This window comes from Pseudomonas sp. TWR1-1-3 (assembly GCF_049896805.1).
Lineage (GTDB): Bacteria > Pseudomonadota > Gammaproteobacteria > Pseudomonadales > Pseudomonadaceae > Aquipseudomonas > Aquipseudomonas bubulae.
In genome coordinates, this window is the sequence record NZ_JAFCUZ010000004.1 from 14,488 (window position 1) to 31,921 (window position 17,434).

Genomic DNA, 17,434 nt, shown 5'->3' on the forward strand with positions numbered 1-17,434 from the left:
ATGAACCGGCGGATCGGGTACAGCATCCTCATCGGGCTTGGCGTTGCTCTCGCTGTCTTCGCCCTCGTAATGTCGATGAGTGCCACCTTGCTGCGCCTGTTCGACAGCGTCCAGCAGTGGCAACAATGGCAGGCAGATTATTACTGGCCGCTCCTCGCTTGGTGTTTGCTGCTCTACGCCGCACTGACTGTGGGCTGGCTAAAGATCAAGGCTCGTCTGTGCGAACCTCAGCGACTGAGCAGTCGCGGCCGCTTGTTGAAAATAGAAATATTGTTCGTCTTTTTGGTACTGCTGATTGAGCTGAGCAAAGTACTGTTTCAGAACGGAGGTGCGCAGTGACCCTCTACACCAATGATTACCTCGAGTACTACCTGACCCTGGTCGGCTGGCTAATCAACAACGGAATTTGGGCGATGATCCAGGATAGCGGGTTGTTTGCCCTGCCCTTCTGCATCATCGTTGTTCGCGAATGGGTGAAGGTACGCGGAGAAGGTGCTGACGAGGGCAACAAGGGCGTGCTCTCGCTGGCACGGATCGAGACCAGCATCTATATCGGTTATGTGGTCGTGGCGCTATGTGGCGTGCCGGCAGTCAATGTGAGCTTCGATACCCTGGCGTTTGACCAAAGCAGAGCTCAGCAGTGCCAATACAGCCTGCCTGCCCCAGGAGATACTGGCTGGAACACCTCATTCAGTTCACTGGCTGGCAAAAGCGCTCATATGCCAGTGTGGTGGGCCTTTATGCATGCACTGTCCAAGGCCGTGACTAGTGGTTCTGTGGCTGCAATCCCGTGTGGAACCGACCTGCGGCAGATGCGAATGGCGATCAATCAGACGCGGGTTAACAACCCATTACTGGCCCAGGAAGTGGCTGACTTTACTCACGACTGCTACGGACCTTCGCGCGCACGGTTGTTTATGCGCAGTCCTGACGTGGTGGCTGGAAACAACAAAACTGATGCCCTCTCTGATCTGAGCTGGATTGGATCGCCCTACCTGCTCAATACAGCAGGCTATTACGACATCGACTATTCCAGAACCCCCAGAGCCTTATGGCCCTATAACCCGGCACGCGACGTTGGCTTACCCATGGTCACTGGTGGTGGCGGATATCCGACATGCAAACAATGGTGGAGCGACGGCGGTACAGGACTGAATGAGCGCCTGCAGGAGCAAGTCGACCCCGATGTACTGACTCGATTCTTGGGATGGGCCAAGTGGCTGTCTTCAGATCAGGTCAACGAATCCCTCGTTCGACAATTGGTCTCCCCTTCAAATCAAGTGCAAGGCGATGTGTACACAGACTACGGCGGGCAGATCGGCGGAACGGTTTGGAATGGACTAGCCCGGGCAACCGGCACATTCGGGGTTGCGATTGGCTCTTTGGGCTACTTCCCTGCAATGGATATGGTTCGCCAGGCGCTACCCATGGTTATGGCATTTTTGAAGATGGCCATGGTGATTCGCATTCCACTGGTACTGGTTGTCGGCGCATATCAGCTTAAAGTGGCCATGACGATGTCCGTGGTTTTCTTTGCGCTGATCTTTATCGACTTCTGGTTTCAGCTCGCACGATGGGTCGATAGCAGCATTTTGGATACGCTTTATGGCTCTGGGTCGCCACATCTGAGCTTTGATCCGGTAATGGGGCTGAATACCGCCACTCAAGACGCCATCCTGAATTTCGTGATGGGAGCAATGTTTATCATCTTGCCGCTTTTCTGGATGGCGACACTTGCATGGGCTGGTATGCAAGTCAGCGGTGTTCTTGAGGGATTAACACGAGGATCGCAGCCCGTAGATAAGGCAGGCGTAAGTGGCGCCGGGGTTGGGAAACAGGCTATCGGATCAGTTGGCGGCAAAGCCTAAAAATCGGTACGCACATCATCTGGACGGTAGTACCCCCAGCCCTCCGGACCATCACGCCATATAGCATCATCTTGCTCATGGTTGGAATGGTATTCCTCACATAGATGTGGGGAGTCGGAAGGCGCCGCACCAGGAGCCACGTCCATTTTAGGTAGTGCCCAAATGATCAGCCCAAAGCAAGCGACCGACAAAAAAACACTCACAAACCAAGTTACAGTTTGAGCCACCAACACAGCGACCAGGATGAAGAAAGCACAACGCTTGACCCATCGTAGTGCTGAATTTTGATCCTGAAAGAAAAAACGCACACATCGACCCAAGCCATAGCCCAAGCGGCCTGCAAGCTTCTGGGTAGTCTGCGCAGTCATGGCAATTCTCCTTTGTAGCCCGTGCTGAGGGCGACCTGAAGTTACCTATACGCCAAGAGTAATTTCTATGCAAACCGATTCAGATGCCAATAAAGCCCTGCGTAAAGCCAGATCTGACCCAAAAATTTGGACATAAACCTTTCGGCGTCAGATCAGACATGATGGCACTCTCCTGGACAGTTTCGATGGAACTCAGGCGCAGGTGTTGGACGGATGATTACGCTTCAACTGTTTGGTAGAGTCAGATTTCGATAACGATTTTGCCGATTTGTGCGTTGGACTCCATGTATTGATGAGCCTCAACAATCCTTTCGAACGGGTACTTTTTTGCAATCAATGGATACAGCCCACCGCTCTCAAGCCCTTTGGTGATGAAGGTTTTGGCTCGGCTCAGACGCTCAGCGTCTTGGGTGACCTCAAACAACTGATAACCGCGAATAGTCAGGTTCTTACCCAGTACTTCCATTACCGGAATACGCATTTCACTGGTGTCTAGTGCGCCGTACTGGAAGAAGATACCCAGGGGGGATAATGAATGGAGGATGTTCGCAACCTCGGCTCCCCCGACCGGGTCAAATGCCATACGAGCACCTTTACTGCCGGTAATGCGGTTGACCTCAGTAACGAGATTCTGTTCTTTAGTCGCGATCACATGAGCAGCACCCGCATCCAGGAGAGCTTGCCGTTTTTCACTTGTGCGGGTAAGTGCAACAGGCACTGCCCCTAGCAAATTTGCGATCTGAATGGCGGCTAAACCGACACTACTGGAGGCTGCGCGGATCAATACAGTCTCGCCTTTTTTAAGACCCCCAATGTCGATCAGGGCTCCGTACGCTGTAACAAACTGCATCCAAGTGGCTGCTCCCTCGACTGCCGTCATGCCAGCCGGCTGCTTCACAATGGCGTGTAGTGGAGCGATGACTAACTCGCCGTACATTCCATAATCAGCGAAGGAAAACGCAGGAATGACGTTAACTTCATCGCCAATGGCGAACTCGGTAACACCCTCCCCGATGCTTTCGATGGTGCCAGCAGCTTCATAACCCAATATGGCCGGCATTTCAGGAATGAAGGTGTACTGGCCTGAACGATACATTGCCTCGGCACGGTTCAACCCCAAAGCTTTCACCTTGATCCGGACCTCTCCAATGCCTGGAGCGCGAACATCGACGTCATCGATCTGAAGCACTTCTGGGCCACCCACGCGGTGGAAACGGACGACTTTTGACATTGCTCAACTCCCGATATCTGGAAAACGTCAAAGGTAATCCGTTCTTTTGTCGCCCAGAAGACCGGCCTAAGACACAGACTGTTATCCTAAAAATAACAATCCGGTCTAAGTCAGATCATGAGTTGCCATCAATGCCTTTAACCAATGTACGAAGGCTTCGACCTTTGGCGGTAATAAATCGCGGTGTGGATAGAGAACGGAGATTCGCTTGGAGGGCACGGGGTAACCGTCTAGCACTCTGACAAGCGAACCGTCTTTCAGGTGATTGCGAACCGTCAGCTCAAGCGCTTGGAGCAATCCAAACCCGGATAACGCCGACGCAACAAACGCTTCAGTATCGTTCACGTTAATTCCCGACTTTAGGCGCATACTCGTCACCTGCTCGTCCAAGGCGAAGAACCATTCGATTGGCCGTGGATTGGTACCAGAGAAATAATTAACTGCTCGATGGCTGGCCAGATCGTTTAATGTGCGAGGTTCACCATAACGATCAAGGTAGGCAGGCGCAGCACATGTCACCATCGGTAGGTAGCCGATGCCAGTTGCGACCATGCTTGAGTCTTCGAGAGCCCCTAACCGCACAACACAATCCACGCCCTCTCCGATCAGGTCGACAGGCTTGTCGCTCGCGCCGAGGGTCAACTCAATATGTGGATACTGACTTTGGAAGTCCATAAGGGACGGGATGATAAGCAGCTTCCCAAGGGCTACAGGTATATCAATACGCAACTTCCCGGCGAGCCGTGCCGGACGGTTACCGAATGATGCCATGGCCTCATCGACCTCACCCAAAATAGCCTTGCACCGCTTGTAGAACGCCTCCCCCTCAGGAGTAAAGCTTACCTGGCGGGTTGTTCGGTTAAGCAAACGCCCTCCCAGTTGCTGCTCCAAATTCTGAATCGTTTTGGAGACAGCAGGCCGGTGAAGGTGCAAGGCTTGCGCTGCTTTGGTAAAACTGCCGGTTTCGATGACGCTAACGAAAACCTGCATCGAGTGAACGATGTCCATCAAAACGAACCTGATAAAAGATCATCACAGCATAACCGAACTGCTGCCGCATAAGTGCGCGCCCGACCCACAACGCGACTAGCACCTTTGAAGTGTTGTATACCTGGATATAACTTTACCGGGTATTTACAACAGAGCTCAAAAACAGAAGCCAAAATGGTTTAAAGGATAATGGCCAATGGAAAGGAGCCCAAGGGTAAAAGCCCCATCCGAAAGGGCTTGCTGCGCAAAAGGCCTGTCCCTGCAATAACATAGGCCGACGCTGTCACTAACTACCGACTGTTCAGCCATCACCTACACAACTGAGAGACAACGAATAAACGACGGCACCTACATGGCGAAGAGACCCATCCGATTTCCAAGCTTTTTTATAGGCCCCAAAATCACTCCGACTTCATGGAAGTGATGGCATATTGCCTTTTTAAATAGGATGAGCAGCGGGTATTATTTTCCCGTTGAATGGACCCCATCTGATAGAGGAAAAGCCCGCCCATGATTCTTATGTGGAGCTGGCCATGTTTAGTTTATTTCGCCGTAGCAAAACACTTCCTGACCAAGCACCGCCCCCAAACGGTTTTTTACGACCTGCTTGCGGCCAAACGCTTCTGGCCACACCGCGACGGCAAAAAATGCTGGAGCACATCTGGCAACGGGCATCATTATCCCGTGCGCAATTTGAGCGCCTGTACCGCCACCCAATAGCTCGCTACGCCGAACTGGTTCAGCTCCTCCCAGCCTCACAGAACCACCACCATGCACACCTTGGCGGGATGCTGGATCATGGCCTGGAAATCGTCGCCTACGCCTTGAAAATCCGCCAGACCTATCTGCTTCCCATCGACGCGCCTCCAGAATCGCAATCGGCTCAAGCCGAGGCCTGGACTGCAGCGGCAGCTTATGCCGCGCTGATACATGATCTAGGCAAAATTATCGTCGATGTACACATCGAGCTGGAAGATGGGCAGATCTGGCACCCTTGGCACGGGCCCATCAGGCGCGCCTATCGCTTCCGCTATGTGGCCGGGCGCAATTACCAGCTTCATGGTGCAGCTGCAGCGCTGATTTATACGCAGGTACTGACCCCGGATATTCTGGATTGGCTTAGTGGTTTTTCTGAGCTGTGGGCGCAGTTGATCTTTATTCTGGCTGGCCATTACGAGCACGCCGGAATTCTCGGTGAAATTGTCGTCAAGGCAGACCAGGCATCTGTCGCCCAAGCGTTGGGCGGCAATCCGTTACGTGCATTGTCTGCGCCCAAGCAGTCTTTGCAGCGACAACTGGCTGATGGTTTGCGCTACCTGGTTCGCGACACTCTCAGACTGAATCAAGCAGATGGGCCGGCAGATGGGTGGCTGACACACGATGCACTCTGGCTCGTCAGCAAACCCATTGCAGATCAGCTTCGAGCCTACTTATTGACTCAGGGCGTCGAAGGCATACCCAGCTCCAATGCGACCTTCTTCAACGTGCTGCAAGATCAGGGTGTTATTCAGACCAATGCCCAGGACAAGGCGATCTGGAAGGCAACGATCGATAACGGCCGCGGCTGGCGGAATACCTTTACGTTGCTCAGGCTCTCTCCTGCCCTGATCTGGACCGACGCGAACGATCGTCCCGCTGCTTATTCGGGAACGGTACAGGTCGACGAATCAGGCACCCCCGATGCCCAGAGCCTCCCCTCTACTTTGCAAAAACCCCCGCAGGTGGATTCAGCAACCCCATTTGCAGCAACTACAAATGCTTTGTTCGAGCACCTCCCCCCATCCACCAGCGACCCTGCCGAGGTCGAAGCATTGATGGCGCTTCTAGACAACATCAAAGCCCCGCTGGAATCACGCCCAGATACAAGCCCCAGTCAGCCAGAGACGCCGCTGGCCGATGCAGGAAATGAGGACGTGACAGAAACCCTAACCGCACCTCCCCGTCAGAAAATCGAGCTGGGCCAGGGGTTTGTTGATTGGCTCAAGGAGGGGATCGCTGCCCGGCGAATCATCATCAATGACACCAAAGCACTCGTGCATACCGTAGCGGGGACTGCAATGCTGGTGACACCCGGAATTTTCAAAAGGTTTGTACTGGAGTTTCCTGCCCTTGAAACCCAGGCGAAAGCCCAGGAGTTGAATGCATGGCAACTGGTGCAGCGCAGCTTTGAGAAACTGAAACTGCATCGCAAAACAGCAAAGAGCCTCAACATCTGGACATGTAACGTGGTTGGGCCACGCAGCACCAAAAAGCTACGCGGCTACCTGCTGAACGACCCGCTGACGGTGTTCAACGAAGTCCCGTTCGACAATGTGAGCCTGAACCTTGTCGTCGAATCAGCCGAGGGCTCCAAATGAACACCCCGCTGGAATTGACTCAGGACTACATTTTTACCCATGACCTTCGAGAAGCCAGCGGGAAGATCTACCTGGCCTCAACCCGCGCGCTGCTCAGGCATTTTGGTCACAGCGTATCCGTCAAAAATATTGACCACCGGTCAATATTGGGATGGCGCAGAAAAGTATTGGCAGAAGGACTTACCAAACAAAGCTGGAACACCTATTCAAACCACCTGCGCAGCATATGGGGATATGCCATTGAACAAGGCACCTTGACTCATTGCGCAATCAATCCGTTCAAGAAAACCACGGTCAACCCACCGAGAAGAGCCAGTAAAACGATTGACCGCAACGCAATCAGAACTGCGCGCGAATGGCTAAAATCGTTGGTGATCGAAGAGCACAGCACAAATAAACGCAGCAAAATAACGCCTGCCTGGTTCTGGCTCACCGTGTACGAGATGTTTTATTACTCGGGTATTCGTATCAATGCGCTACTGAATTTGCGGTACCGGGACATCGATTGGGACAATCGCCTGATTCAAGTACAAGCTGATACAGAAAAAACCCACCGTGAATTTTTCATACCCATTCCAGTTGGCCTGGAGCCCCATATTCGCAGGCTGCTAGATGCCGCTGATGAAATTGGTTTCGGACCGAATGACCAGATTTTCAACGTCAACAGGTTTTCCAGCCACTACCGATCCAAGGTCATGAATATTGACCAGGTCGAAGGAATGTATCGCAAGCTTATTGAAAAAATGGGCGTTCGAATGACCCCTCACCGGTTCAGGCATACGCTGGCTACAGACCTGATGCGCCAACCGGAACGAAATATCCACCTGACCAAAAGCCTGCTCAATCATTCGAATATTGCTACGACTCTGTCCTACATTGAGACCGATTACGATCATATGAGAACCGTGCTGCACGAACGCAGCCTGATTCAAGGGGCGGTCGCTCTCGAGCGGCGTGTAGACGAACAGAGGCCTATGGCCGCTTTGGTGGAATTGCCTGCAGCCGTTGCCGAGCTAGAACCCGCTCAGGAATGCCCATCACCATATGAAGCCACGCTAACTGCTTTCACGCAGGTCGAGAAAGTAGAAAAAATCGAAGCAGCTTCTCCGCCGCCGCTATTACCAGCCGAACCCTCATCGACATCAAAGCTGCTGACTCATGTCACCTGCCTGGCTTCCGAGCGCTACACACTTGACCAGGCAATTCTTCCGGTAGGTACGGGGCTCAGTCATGAGCTGACATGGGATGGACCTGGCACATGGTGGCAAGAACTGGGGCTACCACCAGCCGCTATGGATGAAGGTACGGAGCCCTCTCTGCTGCTGACCTTGATGATCAGTCAGGTCGGTGGCATGAAGATCCACAATTGGGGTTAGGAAATGCGGAACCAGGATCGTAGCAATCGCACTAATGGCAACTAATCCCGGAGAGATATGAGCAGGCTTGTAAGCTCAAGGTAGCGATCATCGGAAACGCTTTTCAGAGTAGAAAGAATGTTCCTGCAACAGCAAAATCCACCTTCCGACAGACATTGCTTAAATCGCTAAAAACAGCCAAGAACTCGACCGCTCCATATTGACATCACCTGAAGTCGAAATTAGTGTTCGATTCAGACGGCTGCATGTCTGCAAAGTGTGTGTTGTGCTTTGTACACCTTCCAGCCCCCGCCCTACCAAATCCCAGGCACAAAAAAGCCGGTTAATCCTGAGGATTAGACCGGCTGTTTTGGTGTAGCAATATGGTGGGTCGTGTGGGATTCGAACCTACGACCAATTGGTTAAAAGCCAACTGCTCTACCAACTGAGCTAACGACCCGCTTCGTTGTGGGGCGTATAATACTGATTTCTAACGAGAATTCAATACCCGCTCAGAAATAAATCGGAAATAATTCAAAAATAACGGGTTGGGTCGCTAATTCCGGCAGCTGCAAAGCCTTCTGCACGCAAACGGCAACTGTCGCATTTGCCACAGGCACGCCCTTGATTGTCAGCCTGGTAGCAGGAAACTGTCAGCGAATAGTCCACGCCCAGCTTTATACCAGCCTGTACGATTTGTGCCTTGCTCAGGTTTTGCAGAGGCGCCTTGATACTGAAGCCCTGCCCCTCTACCCCGGCCTTGGTCGCCAGGTTGGCCATGACTTCAAAGGCCTCGATAAACTCTGGACGGCAGTCCGGGTAACCCGAGTAGTCCACCGCATTGACACCGATAAAAATATCTCGCGCCTGCAGCACTTCTGCCCAACCCAGCGCCAAGGACAGGAACACGGTATTGCGTGCCGGAACATAAGTAACCGGAATGCCTTCACTCGGGGCCTCGGGCACGTCTATGGAGCTGTCGGTCAATGCCGAGCCACCCATGCCGTCCAGGTTCAGGCCGATAACTTTATGCTCAACAGCCCCCAGATCCCGTGCAACACGTGCAGCAGCGTCCAGTTCAGCACGATGGCGCTGACCGTAGTCAAAGCTCATGGTGTAGCAGCTGTAGCCCTCGGCACGAGCCATGGCCACGACGGTTGCCGAGTCGAGGCCGCCAGACAGCAGGATCACGGCCCGTTTTTCAGTGACAACAGTTTGTTCAGTCATTTCAGCGCCCCGGCTCGTCATTCCACAGATATTTGTGCAGCTGCATTTGCAAACGTACTGGCAGGTTATCCGCCACGATCCAGTCGGCCAGGTCACGGGCTGACAGGTCATGGTGGCTCGGCGAAAACAGTACTTCGCCTGCACGTCGCTCCAGCCCGTATTCAATCAACTTGGACACTGCCCAGTCATAGTCTTCCCGCGAGCAGATCACAAACTTGACCTGGTCGTTGGGCGTCAACAGGGCGATGTTTTCGTAGAGGTTGCGGTGGGACTCCTTGGAGCCCGGCGTTTTCAAATCCAGCACGCGACTGACGCGCGGATCTACCGCCGAGATATCCAGCGCACCACTGGTCTCGATCGAGACTTCATAGCCCGCATCGCAGAGCTGCTTAAGTAGAGGAATGGCATTGGGCTGGGCCAGCGGCTCGCCGCCTGTCACGCACACATAACGCGGGCGAAAGCCGGCAACCTGCTCAAGGATGTCGTCCAGAGGGCGCACAGTCCCGCCACTGAAGGCATAAGCGCTGTCACAGTAACCGCAGCGCAAAGGGCAGCCAGTCAGGCGCACAAAAACGGTGGGCAGGCCAGCCGTCCGCGTTTCACCCTGCAACGAGTAAAAAACTTCGGTAATTCTCAATGTGTCTTGCATATTCGCCACGGGCGTAACAGCTAAACAGGCTGTCCGCCTCCGTCAGGCACTCCAAAAAATCTGCTCGCGCAGGATCCAGAAGAGCGTATTTCATAAAAGGGCGTGGATTCTAACGAAAAAACCCGCGACAGGCGCGGGTTTCTCGATTAAAGCCGGTTATTGCTTACATACGCTGCAAGTCGCGTTGCGCCAACTGTGCAGCGGAAGTGCCTGGATACTGGGCTACAACCTGCTGCAGAATGCCTTTTACCTTGTCGGTATGGCCCAGGCGGCGCTCTACGTCAGCAAGTTTGTAGAGCGAGTCCGGCACTTTGGCATGCTTGGGGTACAACTGGCTGACCTTGGCAAAGGCCTGGCCTGCCGCTTGCAAATCACCTTTGGCCAGGTTTACTTCTCCCAACCAGTACTGGGCGTTACCCGCGTACTGACTGTTGGGGTATTTGCGCAGAAAGGCAGTAAATGCCTGGCTGGCCTTGTCGAAATCCTTGGCTTTGATCAGGTCGAAAGCAGCATCGTAATAGAGCTTCTCTTTCGCCGGATCGCCAGGCTCGGCACTGGCAGCGGCCTGGGAAGCAGGCGCTGCTGTATTACCGGCGGCATTAGCGCCACCAGCAGAAGAATTATCAGGGGCGGCAGCAGGAGCAATGCCAGCACCAATACGCCGATCAAGTTCCTGGTATCGCTCCAGGCTTTCTTGTTTCATGCGCGAAATGTCGTTCTGCAGAACTTCAATCACACCCTGTTGGCGTGCAATCTGTTCCTGCATTTGTTGCAGCTGGTTGAACAGCTCGCCCTGTGCCGAGACAGGGGTCGAAACCCCTCCCCCGGCATAGGCGCCGCTCGCACCATAACCCGGTGACGGATAACTCCCCCCGCTATTGTTATAGCCAGAGTTGTCATCGACCACAGGAACCGCAGCCCATGCCGATAGCGGCAGGAGGCTGAGAGTCAGAATAGTTACAGCACGGCGGCACGTTCGCATGACGAATTACTTACGCAGTTCGACGCGACGGTTTTGAGCCCACGACTGTTCGTCGTTGCCAGTAGCGATTGGACGCTCTTTACCGTAGGACACCAGCTCCAGCTGTGCTGGAGAAACGCCTTGCAGTACCAGGTAGCGTTGAACGGCTTTCGCACGACGCTCGCCCAGTGCCATGTTGTACTCACGAGTACCACGGGCGTCAGTGTTACCTTCCAGAACAACGCGAGCGCCGTTAGCTTTCAGGTCTTTGGCGTGAACGTCCAGAGCGCGCATTGCTTCTGGTTTCAGGTCCGAAGAATCGTATTCGAAGTAGAAAACAGTGATAGCGCGCAGAGCAGCTTCTTCGCTCAGGGAACCATCAACAGCGCCAGTGTTTGCGCCGTAACCAGCGTTTGGATCAACAGCAGCGCCTTCACCGGCATTGTCGCCGCCTTTGGACGAGCAACCTACAGCTACAGCCATGGCCAGTGCCAGCGCAGCAAATTTACCAAACTTCAGCATTTCCATCGTAAAACTCCTAATGAACCCCAAGTGTTATGTGCAACGTAAAGCTATCACCACGTCAGTTCAGGTAAGGGGACCAGGAAGGTTCTCTGACTTCGCCTTGAGCGGTAGGAAGAGGGAGCCTTACGCGTCCATTAATGGACACGAGCATCAAGACTCCCCGGCCCTGCTGGCGGGTGGCGTAGATTACCATGGTGCCGTTGGGCGCAACAGTAGCAGACTCATCAAGGTTGGTATCTGTGAGGATTTTCACGCTTCCACGCTGCAAATCTTGCGCCGCAACACGGAAATTGGTGAAGCCGTCCTGACGATGGATCATTACCAGGGTCTTTTCGTCAGCCGAAAGCTTAGGACTGGCGTTGTAGTTGCCGATAAAGGTCACGCGCTCTGCGTTACCGCTGCCAACGTTGGTCTTGTAGATCTGTGGTTTGCCGCCACGGTCGGAGGTGAAATAGATGGTAGAACCATCTTTACCCCAGAAAGGTTCTGTATCAATTGCAGGGTTGTTGGTAACACGAGTCAACCCGCGGGAAGCCAGATCCATCACATAGATCTCGGCATTACCGTCCTTGGACAATACGAACGCCAGTTTCGAGCCGTCCGGCGACCATGCTGGCGCACCGTTCAGACCTTCGAAATTGGTGATCTGCTCACGGCGGCCGGTATCAATGTTCTGCACGAAGATGCGAGGACGTTTCTGCTCGAACGACACATAAGCGATGCGTTTGCCATCGGGCGCAAAACGCGGCGACAGGATCGGCTCACGGGATTGCAGCAGGGTCACGGCACGAGCACCGTCGTAGTCCGAACGTTGCAGGGTGTAACGAGTGTTGGTGGCACTGGCACGCTCGGCCGTCACGTAAAGAAGACGGGTGGAGAATGCACCTTTGATACCGGTCAGCTTTTCAAACGACTGATCGGAGATGTAATGCGCCATGTCCCGCAACTGCTCAGCCGTGCCCGACACACTGCCAGTCAGTACTGGCTGCTCGGTTGCAACGTTGAACAAGGCGTATTGCACCTGCAGGCGACCGCCTGCCGGCACGATATTGCCAACCATTACGTACTGGGCACCCAGGGCTTTCCAGTCGCGGAAAATGACTTCGCTGGCCTGGGTAGGCAAGCCGATCATGTTCTGCTTTGGAATCGGCGCGTAGTAACCCGAGTTGCGCAGGTCATTGCCGATAATTTCAGCCATGTCGTCCGGCAGCACTGTACCGCCCTGCCAACCAAAAGGGACTACGGCAATTGGCGTTGCCCGATCGCTGCCACTGGTGACCAGGATGTTCTTTTCATCTGCTACAGCCATCCCTGCCAGGCAGCAGACGACGACCAGCAGTCCTCGAAAAAGTTTAATCACAAGGCTAGATCCTCAGGTGTGAATGTCATCTTGAACGATCGATAAGGATTAAAATCGCTGGGCTTCATACCCTGCATTTCCGTTAAACGGCCAATATTCTTGACCGCTGCCACTGCGGAGCTGTCGAACGGTCCGTCACCGCTGGATTTGGCAACCGTCACAGAGGTTACCGTACCATCTGGCAACATGCCGATCTGCAGCACCACTGTCATGTTTTTGCGCGCCGATGGCGGACGAGCCCACCCTTCTGCTGCACGAGCACGAATCAAGTCATCGAAACTGCCGGCGACCTCATCACCTTGCTCATCTGCCAGCGCCTGCTGGCGTTGCGGCGTATCGGAAAGCAAATCAGCCAAGGCTTGCGCCTTTTTCTCTTCGGTCGATTTACGAGCTGCTTCCACGGCCTTTTTCTTGGCGGCATCGGCAGCGGCCTTTTTCTTCGCATCTTCGGCGGATTTCTTTTTCGCCTCGTCTGCTACGGCCTTTTTCTTGGCGTCTTCAGCTGCTTTTTTCTTCGCATCTTCAGCCGCTTTTTTCTTGGCGTCTTCCGCGGCCTTTTTCTTGGCCTCTTCTTCCGCAGCCTTCTTGGCCTCTTCCTCGGATTTTTTCTTGGCTATGTCAGCCAGTTTTTTCTCTTCGGCTTTTTTGGCTTCAGTGGCCTTTTTGGCATCATCGGCTTTCTTGGCTTCATCAGCCTTCTTCGCCTCGTCTGCCTTTTTAGCCTCGCTCGCTTTGGCTTCGTCAGCCTTCTTGGCTTCTGCAGCTTTTTCGGCAGCCTCTTCTTTCTTTTGTTCCGCAGCTTTTACAGCTTCCTGCTCAACCTTCTTTTGTTCCATCTGCTCGACTTCGGTCTGGCGCGCGGCGGATTTCTTCGCCTCACCCGCAATCTTTTGATTGGTCTGGGTGGTCGCCTGACTTTTGGACTTGAGCTGGTACAAGGTCGCCTGAACAATCGGTTTGGAAGGCGGCAGTTCCGGAGTCATGGCAAAGCTGACAAACAGCAGGCCAAAAATCAGGACGTGCAACCCTACCGCCCAGACTGCAGGCCAAAAATAGTTTTCAGAGGCGGACGGCTCCCGCTGTTCGCGCATCAGGGAGCCTCGGTTATCAAGCCAACGTTACCGACCCCGGCCTTCTGCAGACCACCCATAGCCCCCATTACCGCCCCGTAATCCACGGTCTTGTCACCGCGAATAAACACCTGGGTGTGCTTGCCGCCTTCATTGCCTGCGCGGATGATCTTGGTCACGGCGTCAGTCATCTGGGGCAAGGTCATTGCCTTGTCCATCTGCTTGTCGGTGTCGACTTCGCTGCCAAGGTTCCAGAAATAGGTCTTGTCAGCCTTGATCGAAATGGTCAGAACCTGGGTATTGTTGTCTTGCGGCAAAGCCTCGCTGGAGACCTTGGGCAAATCAACCTTCACACCCTGGTTGAGCATCGGTGCGGTCACCATGAAAATGACCAGCAGCACCAGCATCACGTCGATGTAAGGCACTACGTTCATCTCGGCGACCGGCTTGCGCTTTTTACGCGCTCGAGCGATTAAAGCCATTGGAAATTACCTGCTTATTCTTCGCTGGTGTGCACTTTGCGGTGCAGGATCGCCTGGAATTCATCGGCGAAGGTGTAGTAGCGGCCGATCAGCGTTTCGCTACGGGCAGCAAAACGGTTGTAAGCAATAACTGCCGGGATGGCCGCGAACAAGCCGATGGCCGTTGCGATCAGTGCTTCGGCAATGCCTGGCGCTACAGTCGCCAGTGTCGCCTGCTGGGCAGTGGCCAGGCCACGGAAGGAGTTCATGATGCCCCATACGGTACCGAACAGGCCGATATACGGGCTTACGGAACCAACGGTGGCCAGGAACGGCAAGCTTTGTTCAAGCTTTTCTTCTTCACGGGAGATGGCTACGCGCATGGCGCGCGCCACACCTTCCATAACCGCTTCAGGATCAACGCCCGGCTGCTGACGCAGACGCGAGAACTCTTTGAAACCGGCACGAAAGATTTGTTCCACGCCCGAGTCCGGATCCGGATTGCTACCTGCCTGACGATACAGTTTCGACAGGTCGATACCCGACCAAAAACGCTCTTCAAAGCTTTCAAGGGCACGTCGACCGGCGCGCAACATGGTGCTGCGCTGAAAAATCATGACCCACGAGGTAACCGATGCGGCCAGCAGGGTCAACATTACCAACTGCACAACAATGCTGGCATTGCTGACCAAGCTCCACATGGAGGAATGGTCGACGACGTTAGCTTCCACGCTTTATCTCCTGCTCTAAATGTTTACCCGCGCCGCTCACGTCGGCAAAGGCCGTACGTAGAGCTTCGGGAATGGCTCGGGGTTTAAAACTATCGGCGCGCACACAGGCCACCAAAAACTGCCCTTCACAGAGCAGCGTTGCATCTGCAGCCCGCCAGACCTGCTGCTTGAAACGCAGGCTGGCACGGTTGAGTTCCATCACTTGCGCACTTACCAACAGTTCGTCGTCCAATCGCGCCGGTGCGTGGTAGCGCGCCTCGCTGGAATGCACGACAAATAACAGGTTCTCGCCTGCCAGCGCGGACTGGGCAAACCCCAATTCCCGCAGCCTTTCGGTTCGAGCCCGCTCCATAAACTTTAGATAATTTACGTAATACACGACGCCACCCGCATCGGTGTCCTCGTAATAAACGCGACAGCGATGTGCGAACGGCTCAAGCCTGTTTTGCGCGCGCATACTCTAGTGCTTACTCCTCAGGTTGCCAATCCGCCAAACCACTGTTTTTTACGCTTCTTGGCCTTTATGACCGAAGATTTTCAGCGCCAGTCCTTGAGACAGCAAAAACCTTAAAAAAATCGACCGCTAACGGCTTATTAATCATCCAAAGCATTCAGAAATTCGTCTACCACAGGCATATCGCCTAATCGTGACGGAATGTTTAAACCAAAGTGCAAATACGCATGCCGGGTCACAACGCGACCACGCGGCGTACGCATGATGTAACCCTGCTGAATCAGATACGGCTCCAGCACATCTTCAATCGTATGACGCTCTTCGCTGATTGCTGCGGCAAGGCTATCGACTCCCACAGGCCCGCCATCGAACTTCTCGATCATGGTCAGCAGCAATCGCCGGTCCTGATGATCAAAACCATGCTCATCTACGTCCAGCAGGTTCAACGCCAGGTCAGCGACCGGCTTGGTGATATGCCCCTTGGCACGCACCTCGGCAAAATCCCGCACACGACGCAGCAAACGGTTGGCGATACGCGGTGTCCCGCGAGCCCGCCGGGCAATTTCATACGCACCTTCAGGGTCGAGCGGCAAACCGAAGATACCCGCCGAGCGACTGACAATCGTCGCCAGGTCGTCAGTACTATAGAACTCCAGTCGCTGAACAATCCCGAAACGATCACGCAACGGGTTGGTCAGCATCCCGGCGCGCGTGGTCGCCCCCACCAGGGTAAAAGGCGGCAGATCGAGTTTGATGGAACGCGCAGCTGGCCCTTCGCCAATCATGATATCGAGCTGGAAGTCCTCCATGGCCGGGTAAAGCACTTCCTCGACAATGGGTGAAAGGCGATGGATTTCATCGATAAAGAGCACATCATGGGGCTCGAGATTGGTCAGCAGCGCAGCCAGATCACCCGGGCGCTCCAGAACAGGCCCGGAAGTGCTCTTGATCGATACGCCCATTTCCTGGGCGATGATGTTGGCCAGCGTCGTCTTGCCCAGCCCGGGCGGTCCAAAGATCAATGTGTGATCCAGCGATTCGGCACGCCCGCGCGCAGCCTGGATAAACAGCTCCATCTGCTCGCGAACGGTGGGCTGGCCAATATAGTCGGCCAGGCTCAGAGGCCGAATCGCCCGATCCTGAACTTCTTCCCGGTCCCGCCCGCTTGAGGCTGTAATCAGTCGATCAGCTTCAATCACTTAAATCATCCCCTTGAGGGCTCGGCGAATCATGTCTTCACTGCTCAACGTTTTATCCTTGATCGCAGAAACCGCCTTGCTCGCTTCCTGAGGCTTATAGCCCAGGGAGATCAAGGCACTCACCGCATCACTTTCAGCGCTGGCGACCGGCACCGGAGCATCCGGCTGATTAGGGACCAGGGCGAACATGCTGGGTACTTGCTCCCACGCCTTGAAACGATCCTTCAACTCTACCAGCAGTCGTTCCGCGGTCTTTTTGCCCACCCCCGGAACCTTGGTCAAGGCCGATGTGTCCTGAGCCTGCACACAGCGCACAAGCTCATCGACTTCCAGGCTGGACATCAACGCCAGCGCCAGCTTGGGGCCGACGCCGTTGAGCCGGATCAGCTCACGAAAAAAGTCACGCTCGCGCTTGCCTATGAAACCATAGAGCAACTGGGCGTCTTCGCGAACCACAAGATGGGTATGCAGGGTCAGTGGCTCGCCGACAGACGGTAATCGATAAAGCGTGGTCATCGGTACTTCCAGCTCATAACCCAAGCCGTTTACATCGAGAATCAGGTGCGGCGGCTGTTTTTCAGCCAGAGTGCCGCGCAAGCGTCCAATCACGTTTCAGATCCTTTCACTG

Annotated in this window: 18 protein-coding genes and 1 tRNA gene; 4 read left to right on the forward strand and 15 right to left on the reverse strand. The window is 54.3% G+C overall.

Annotated features, from left to right (window positions below):
* Complete coding sequence (locus ACP7BE_RS15675; protein ID WP_426106461.1) at positions 1–339, forward strand: hypothetical protein; 339 nt, start codon at positions 1–3, stop codon at positions 337–339.
* Positions 336–1,868, forward strand: coding sequence for a conjugal transfer protein TraG N-terminal domain-containing protein (locus tag ACP7BE_RS15680; protein ID WP_426106463.1), 1,533 nt, complete (start codon positions 336–338; stop codon positions 1,866–1,868). Before ACP7BE_RS15675 ends, ACP7BE_RS15680 begins: the two co-directional genes overlap by 4 nt.
* Here the strand turns inward: ACP7BE_RS15680 and ACP7BE_RS15685 are convergent.
* The 3 genes from ACP7BE_RS15685 to ACP7BE_RS15695 form a co-directional block, all read right to left on the reverse strand.
* Positions 1,865–2,236 (reverse strand): DUF3742 family protein, encoded by a 372-nt coding sequence (locus tag ACP7BE_RS15685; protein ID WP_426106465.1) that lies wholly within the window; start codon positions 2,234–2,236, stop codon positions 1,865–1,867. The two genes, ACP7BE_RS15680 and ACP7BE_RS15685, sit on opposite strands and share 4 nt — an antisense overlap.
* Before the next feature lie 241 nt (positions 2,237–2,477).
* Positions 2,478–3,467, reverse strand: a complete 990-nt coding sequence (locus ACP7BE_RS15690; RefSeq protein ID WP_095001769.1) for a zinc-dependent alcohol dehydrogenase family protein — start codon at positions 3,465–3,467, stop codon at positions 2,478–2,480.
* A gap of 105 nt (positions 3,468–3,572) precedes the next feature.
* A complete protein-coding gene (locus ACP7BE_RS15695; protein WP_426106467.1) occupies positions 3,573–4,475 on the reverse strand; it encodes a LysR substrate-binding domain-containing protein in 903 nt (300 codons plus the stop codon).
* A 515-nt stretch (positions 4,476–4,990) separates the two neighbouring features.
* Between ACP7BE_RS15695 and mobH the strand changes: the two genes are divergently transcribed.
* Together mobH and ACP7BE_RS15705 are read left to right on the forward strand one after the other, a co-directional pair.
* Positions 4,991–6,814, forward strand: a complete 1,824-nt coding sequence (gene mobH / locus ACP7BE_RS15700) for a MobH family relaxase (protein ID WP_426106469.1) — start codon at positions 4,991–4,993, stop codon at positions 6,812–6,814.
* Positions 6,811–8,190 (forward strand): site-specific integrase, encoded by a 1,380-nt coding sequence (locus ACP7BE_RS15705; protein ID WP_095001771.1) that lies wholly within the window; start codon positions 6,811–6,813, stop codon positions 8,188–8,190. The genes mobH and ACP7BE_RS15705 overlap by 4 nt, the downstream gene beginning before the upstream one ends.
* Before the next feature lie 363 nt (positions 8,191–8,553).
* Here ACP7BE_RS15705 and ACP7BE_RS15710 read toward each other — a convergent pair.
* The 12 genes from ACP7BE_RS15710 to ruvA form a co-directional block, all read right to left on the reverse strand.
* Positions 8,554–8,629: transfer RNA gene (locus ACP7BE_RS15710), tRNA-Lys, on the reverse strand.
* Between the two features lie 74 nt (positions 8,630–8,703).
* Positions 8,704–9,396 carry a 7-cyano-7-deazaguanine synthase QueC gene (queC, locus tag ACP7BE_RS15715; protein WP_095001772.1) on the reverse strand — a complete coding sequence of 231 codons (693 nt, stop codon included), beginning with the start codon at positions 9,394–9,396 and terminating at the stop codon, positions 8,704–8,706.
* A 1-nt stretch (position 9,397) separates the two neighbouring features.
* Positions 9,398–10,045: a 7-carboxy-7-deazaguanine synthase QueE gene (gene queE, locus ACP7BE_RS15720; RefSeq protein ID WP_095001773.1), complete on the reverse strand. Its 648-nt coding sequence runs from the start codon at positions 10,043–10,045 to the stop codon at positions 9,398–9,400.
* Positions 10,046–10,208: 163 nt separating this feature from the next.
* Complete coding sequence (ybgF, locus tag ACP7BE_RS15725) at positions 10,209–11,027, reverse strand: tol-pal system protein YbgF (protein ID WP_095001774.1); 819 nt, start codon at positions 11,025–11,027, stop codon at positions 10,209–10,211.
* 6 nt (positions 11,028–11,033) lie between these two features.
* Complete coding sequence (gene pal, locus ACP7BE_RS15730) at positions 11,034–11,534, reverse strand: peptidoglycan-associated lipoprotein Pal (RefSeq protein ID WP_003441254.1); 501 nt, start codon at positions 11,532–11,534, stop codon at positions 11,034–11,036.
* Positions 11,535–11,589: 55 nt separating this feature from the next.
* On the reverse strand, positions 11,590–12,840 hold the full coding sequence (gene tolB, locus ACP7BE_RS15735) for a Tol-Pal system beta propeller repeat protein TolB (RefSeq protein ID WP_016782234.1): 1,251 nt from the start codon (positions 12,838–12,840) through the stop codon (positions 11,590–11,592).
* A gap of 47 nt (positions 12,841–12,887) precedes the next feature.
* On the reverse strand, positions 12,888–13,982 hold the full coding sequence (tolA, locus tag ACP7BE_RS15740; RefSeq protein WP_095001775.1) for a cell envelope integrity protein TolA: 1,095 nt from the start codon (positions 13,980–13,982) through the stop codon (positions 12,888–12,890).
* Positions 13,982–14,434, reverse strand: coding sequence for a protein TolR (gene tolR / locus ACP7BE_RS15745; RefSeq protein WP_162200692.1), 453 nt, complete (start codon positions 14,432–14,434; stop codon positions 13,982–13,984). Before tolR ends, tolA begins: the two co-directional genes overlap by 1 nt.
* 23 nt (positions 14,435–14,457) lie before the next feature.
* Positions 14,458–15,153: a protein TolQ gene (gene tolQ / locus ACP7BE_RS15750; RefSeq protein WP_048363571.1), complete on the reverse strand. Its 696-nt coding sequence runs from the start codon at positions 15,151–15,153 to the stop codon at positions 14,458–14,460.
* A complete protein-coding gene (gene ybgC / locus ACP7BE_RS15755; RefSeq protein ID WP_016782230.1) occupies positions 15,143–15,610 on the reverse strand; it encodes a tol-pal system-associated acyl-CoA thioesterase in 468 nt (155 codons plus the stop codon). The genes tolQ and ybgC overlap by 11 nt, the downstream gene beginning before the upstream one ends.
* A gap of 137 nt (positions 15,611–15,747) precedes the next feature.
* Positions 15,748–16,806, reverse strand: coding sequence for a Holliday junction branch migration DNA helicase RuvB (ruvB, locus tag ACP7BE_RS15760; protein ID WP_095001776.1), 1,059 nt, complete (start codon positions 16,804–16,806; stop codon positions 15,748–15,750).
* Positions 16,807–17,415 (reverse strand): Holliday junction branch migration protein RuvA, encoded by a 609-nt coding sequence (gene ruvA / locus ACP7BE_RS15765; RefSeq protein ID WP_095001777.1) that lies wholly within the window; start codon positions 17,413–17,415, stop codon positions 16,807–16,809.
* Positions 17,416–17,434 lie beyond the last annotated feature (19 nt).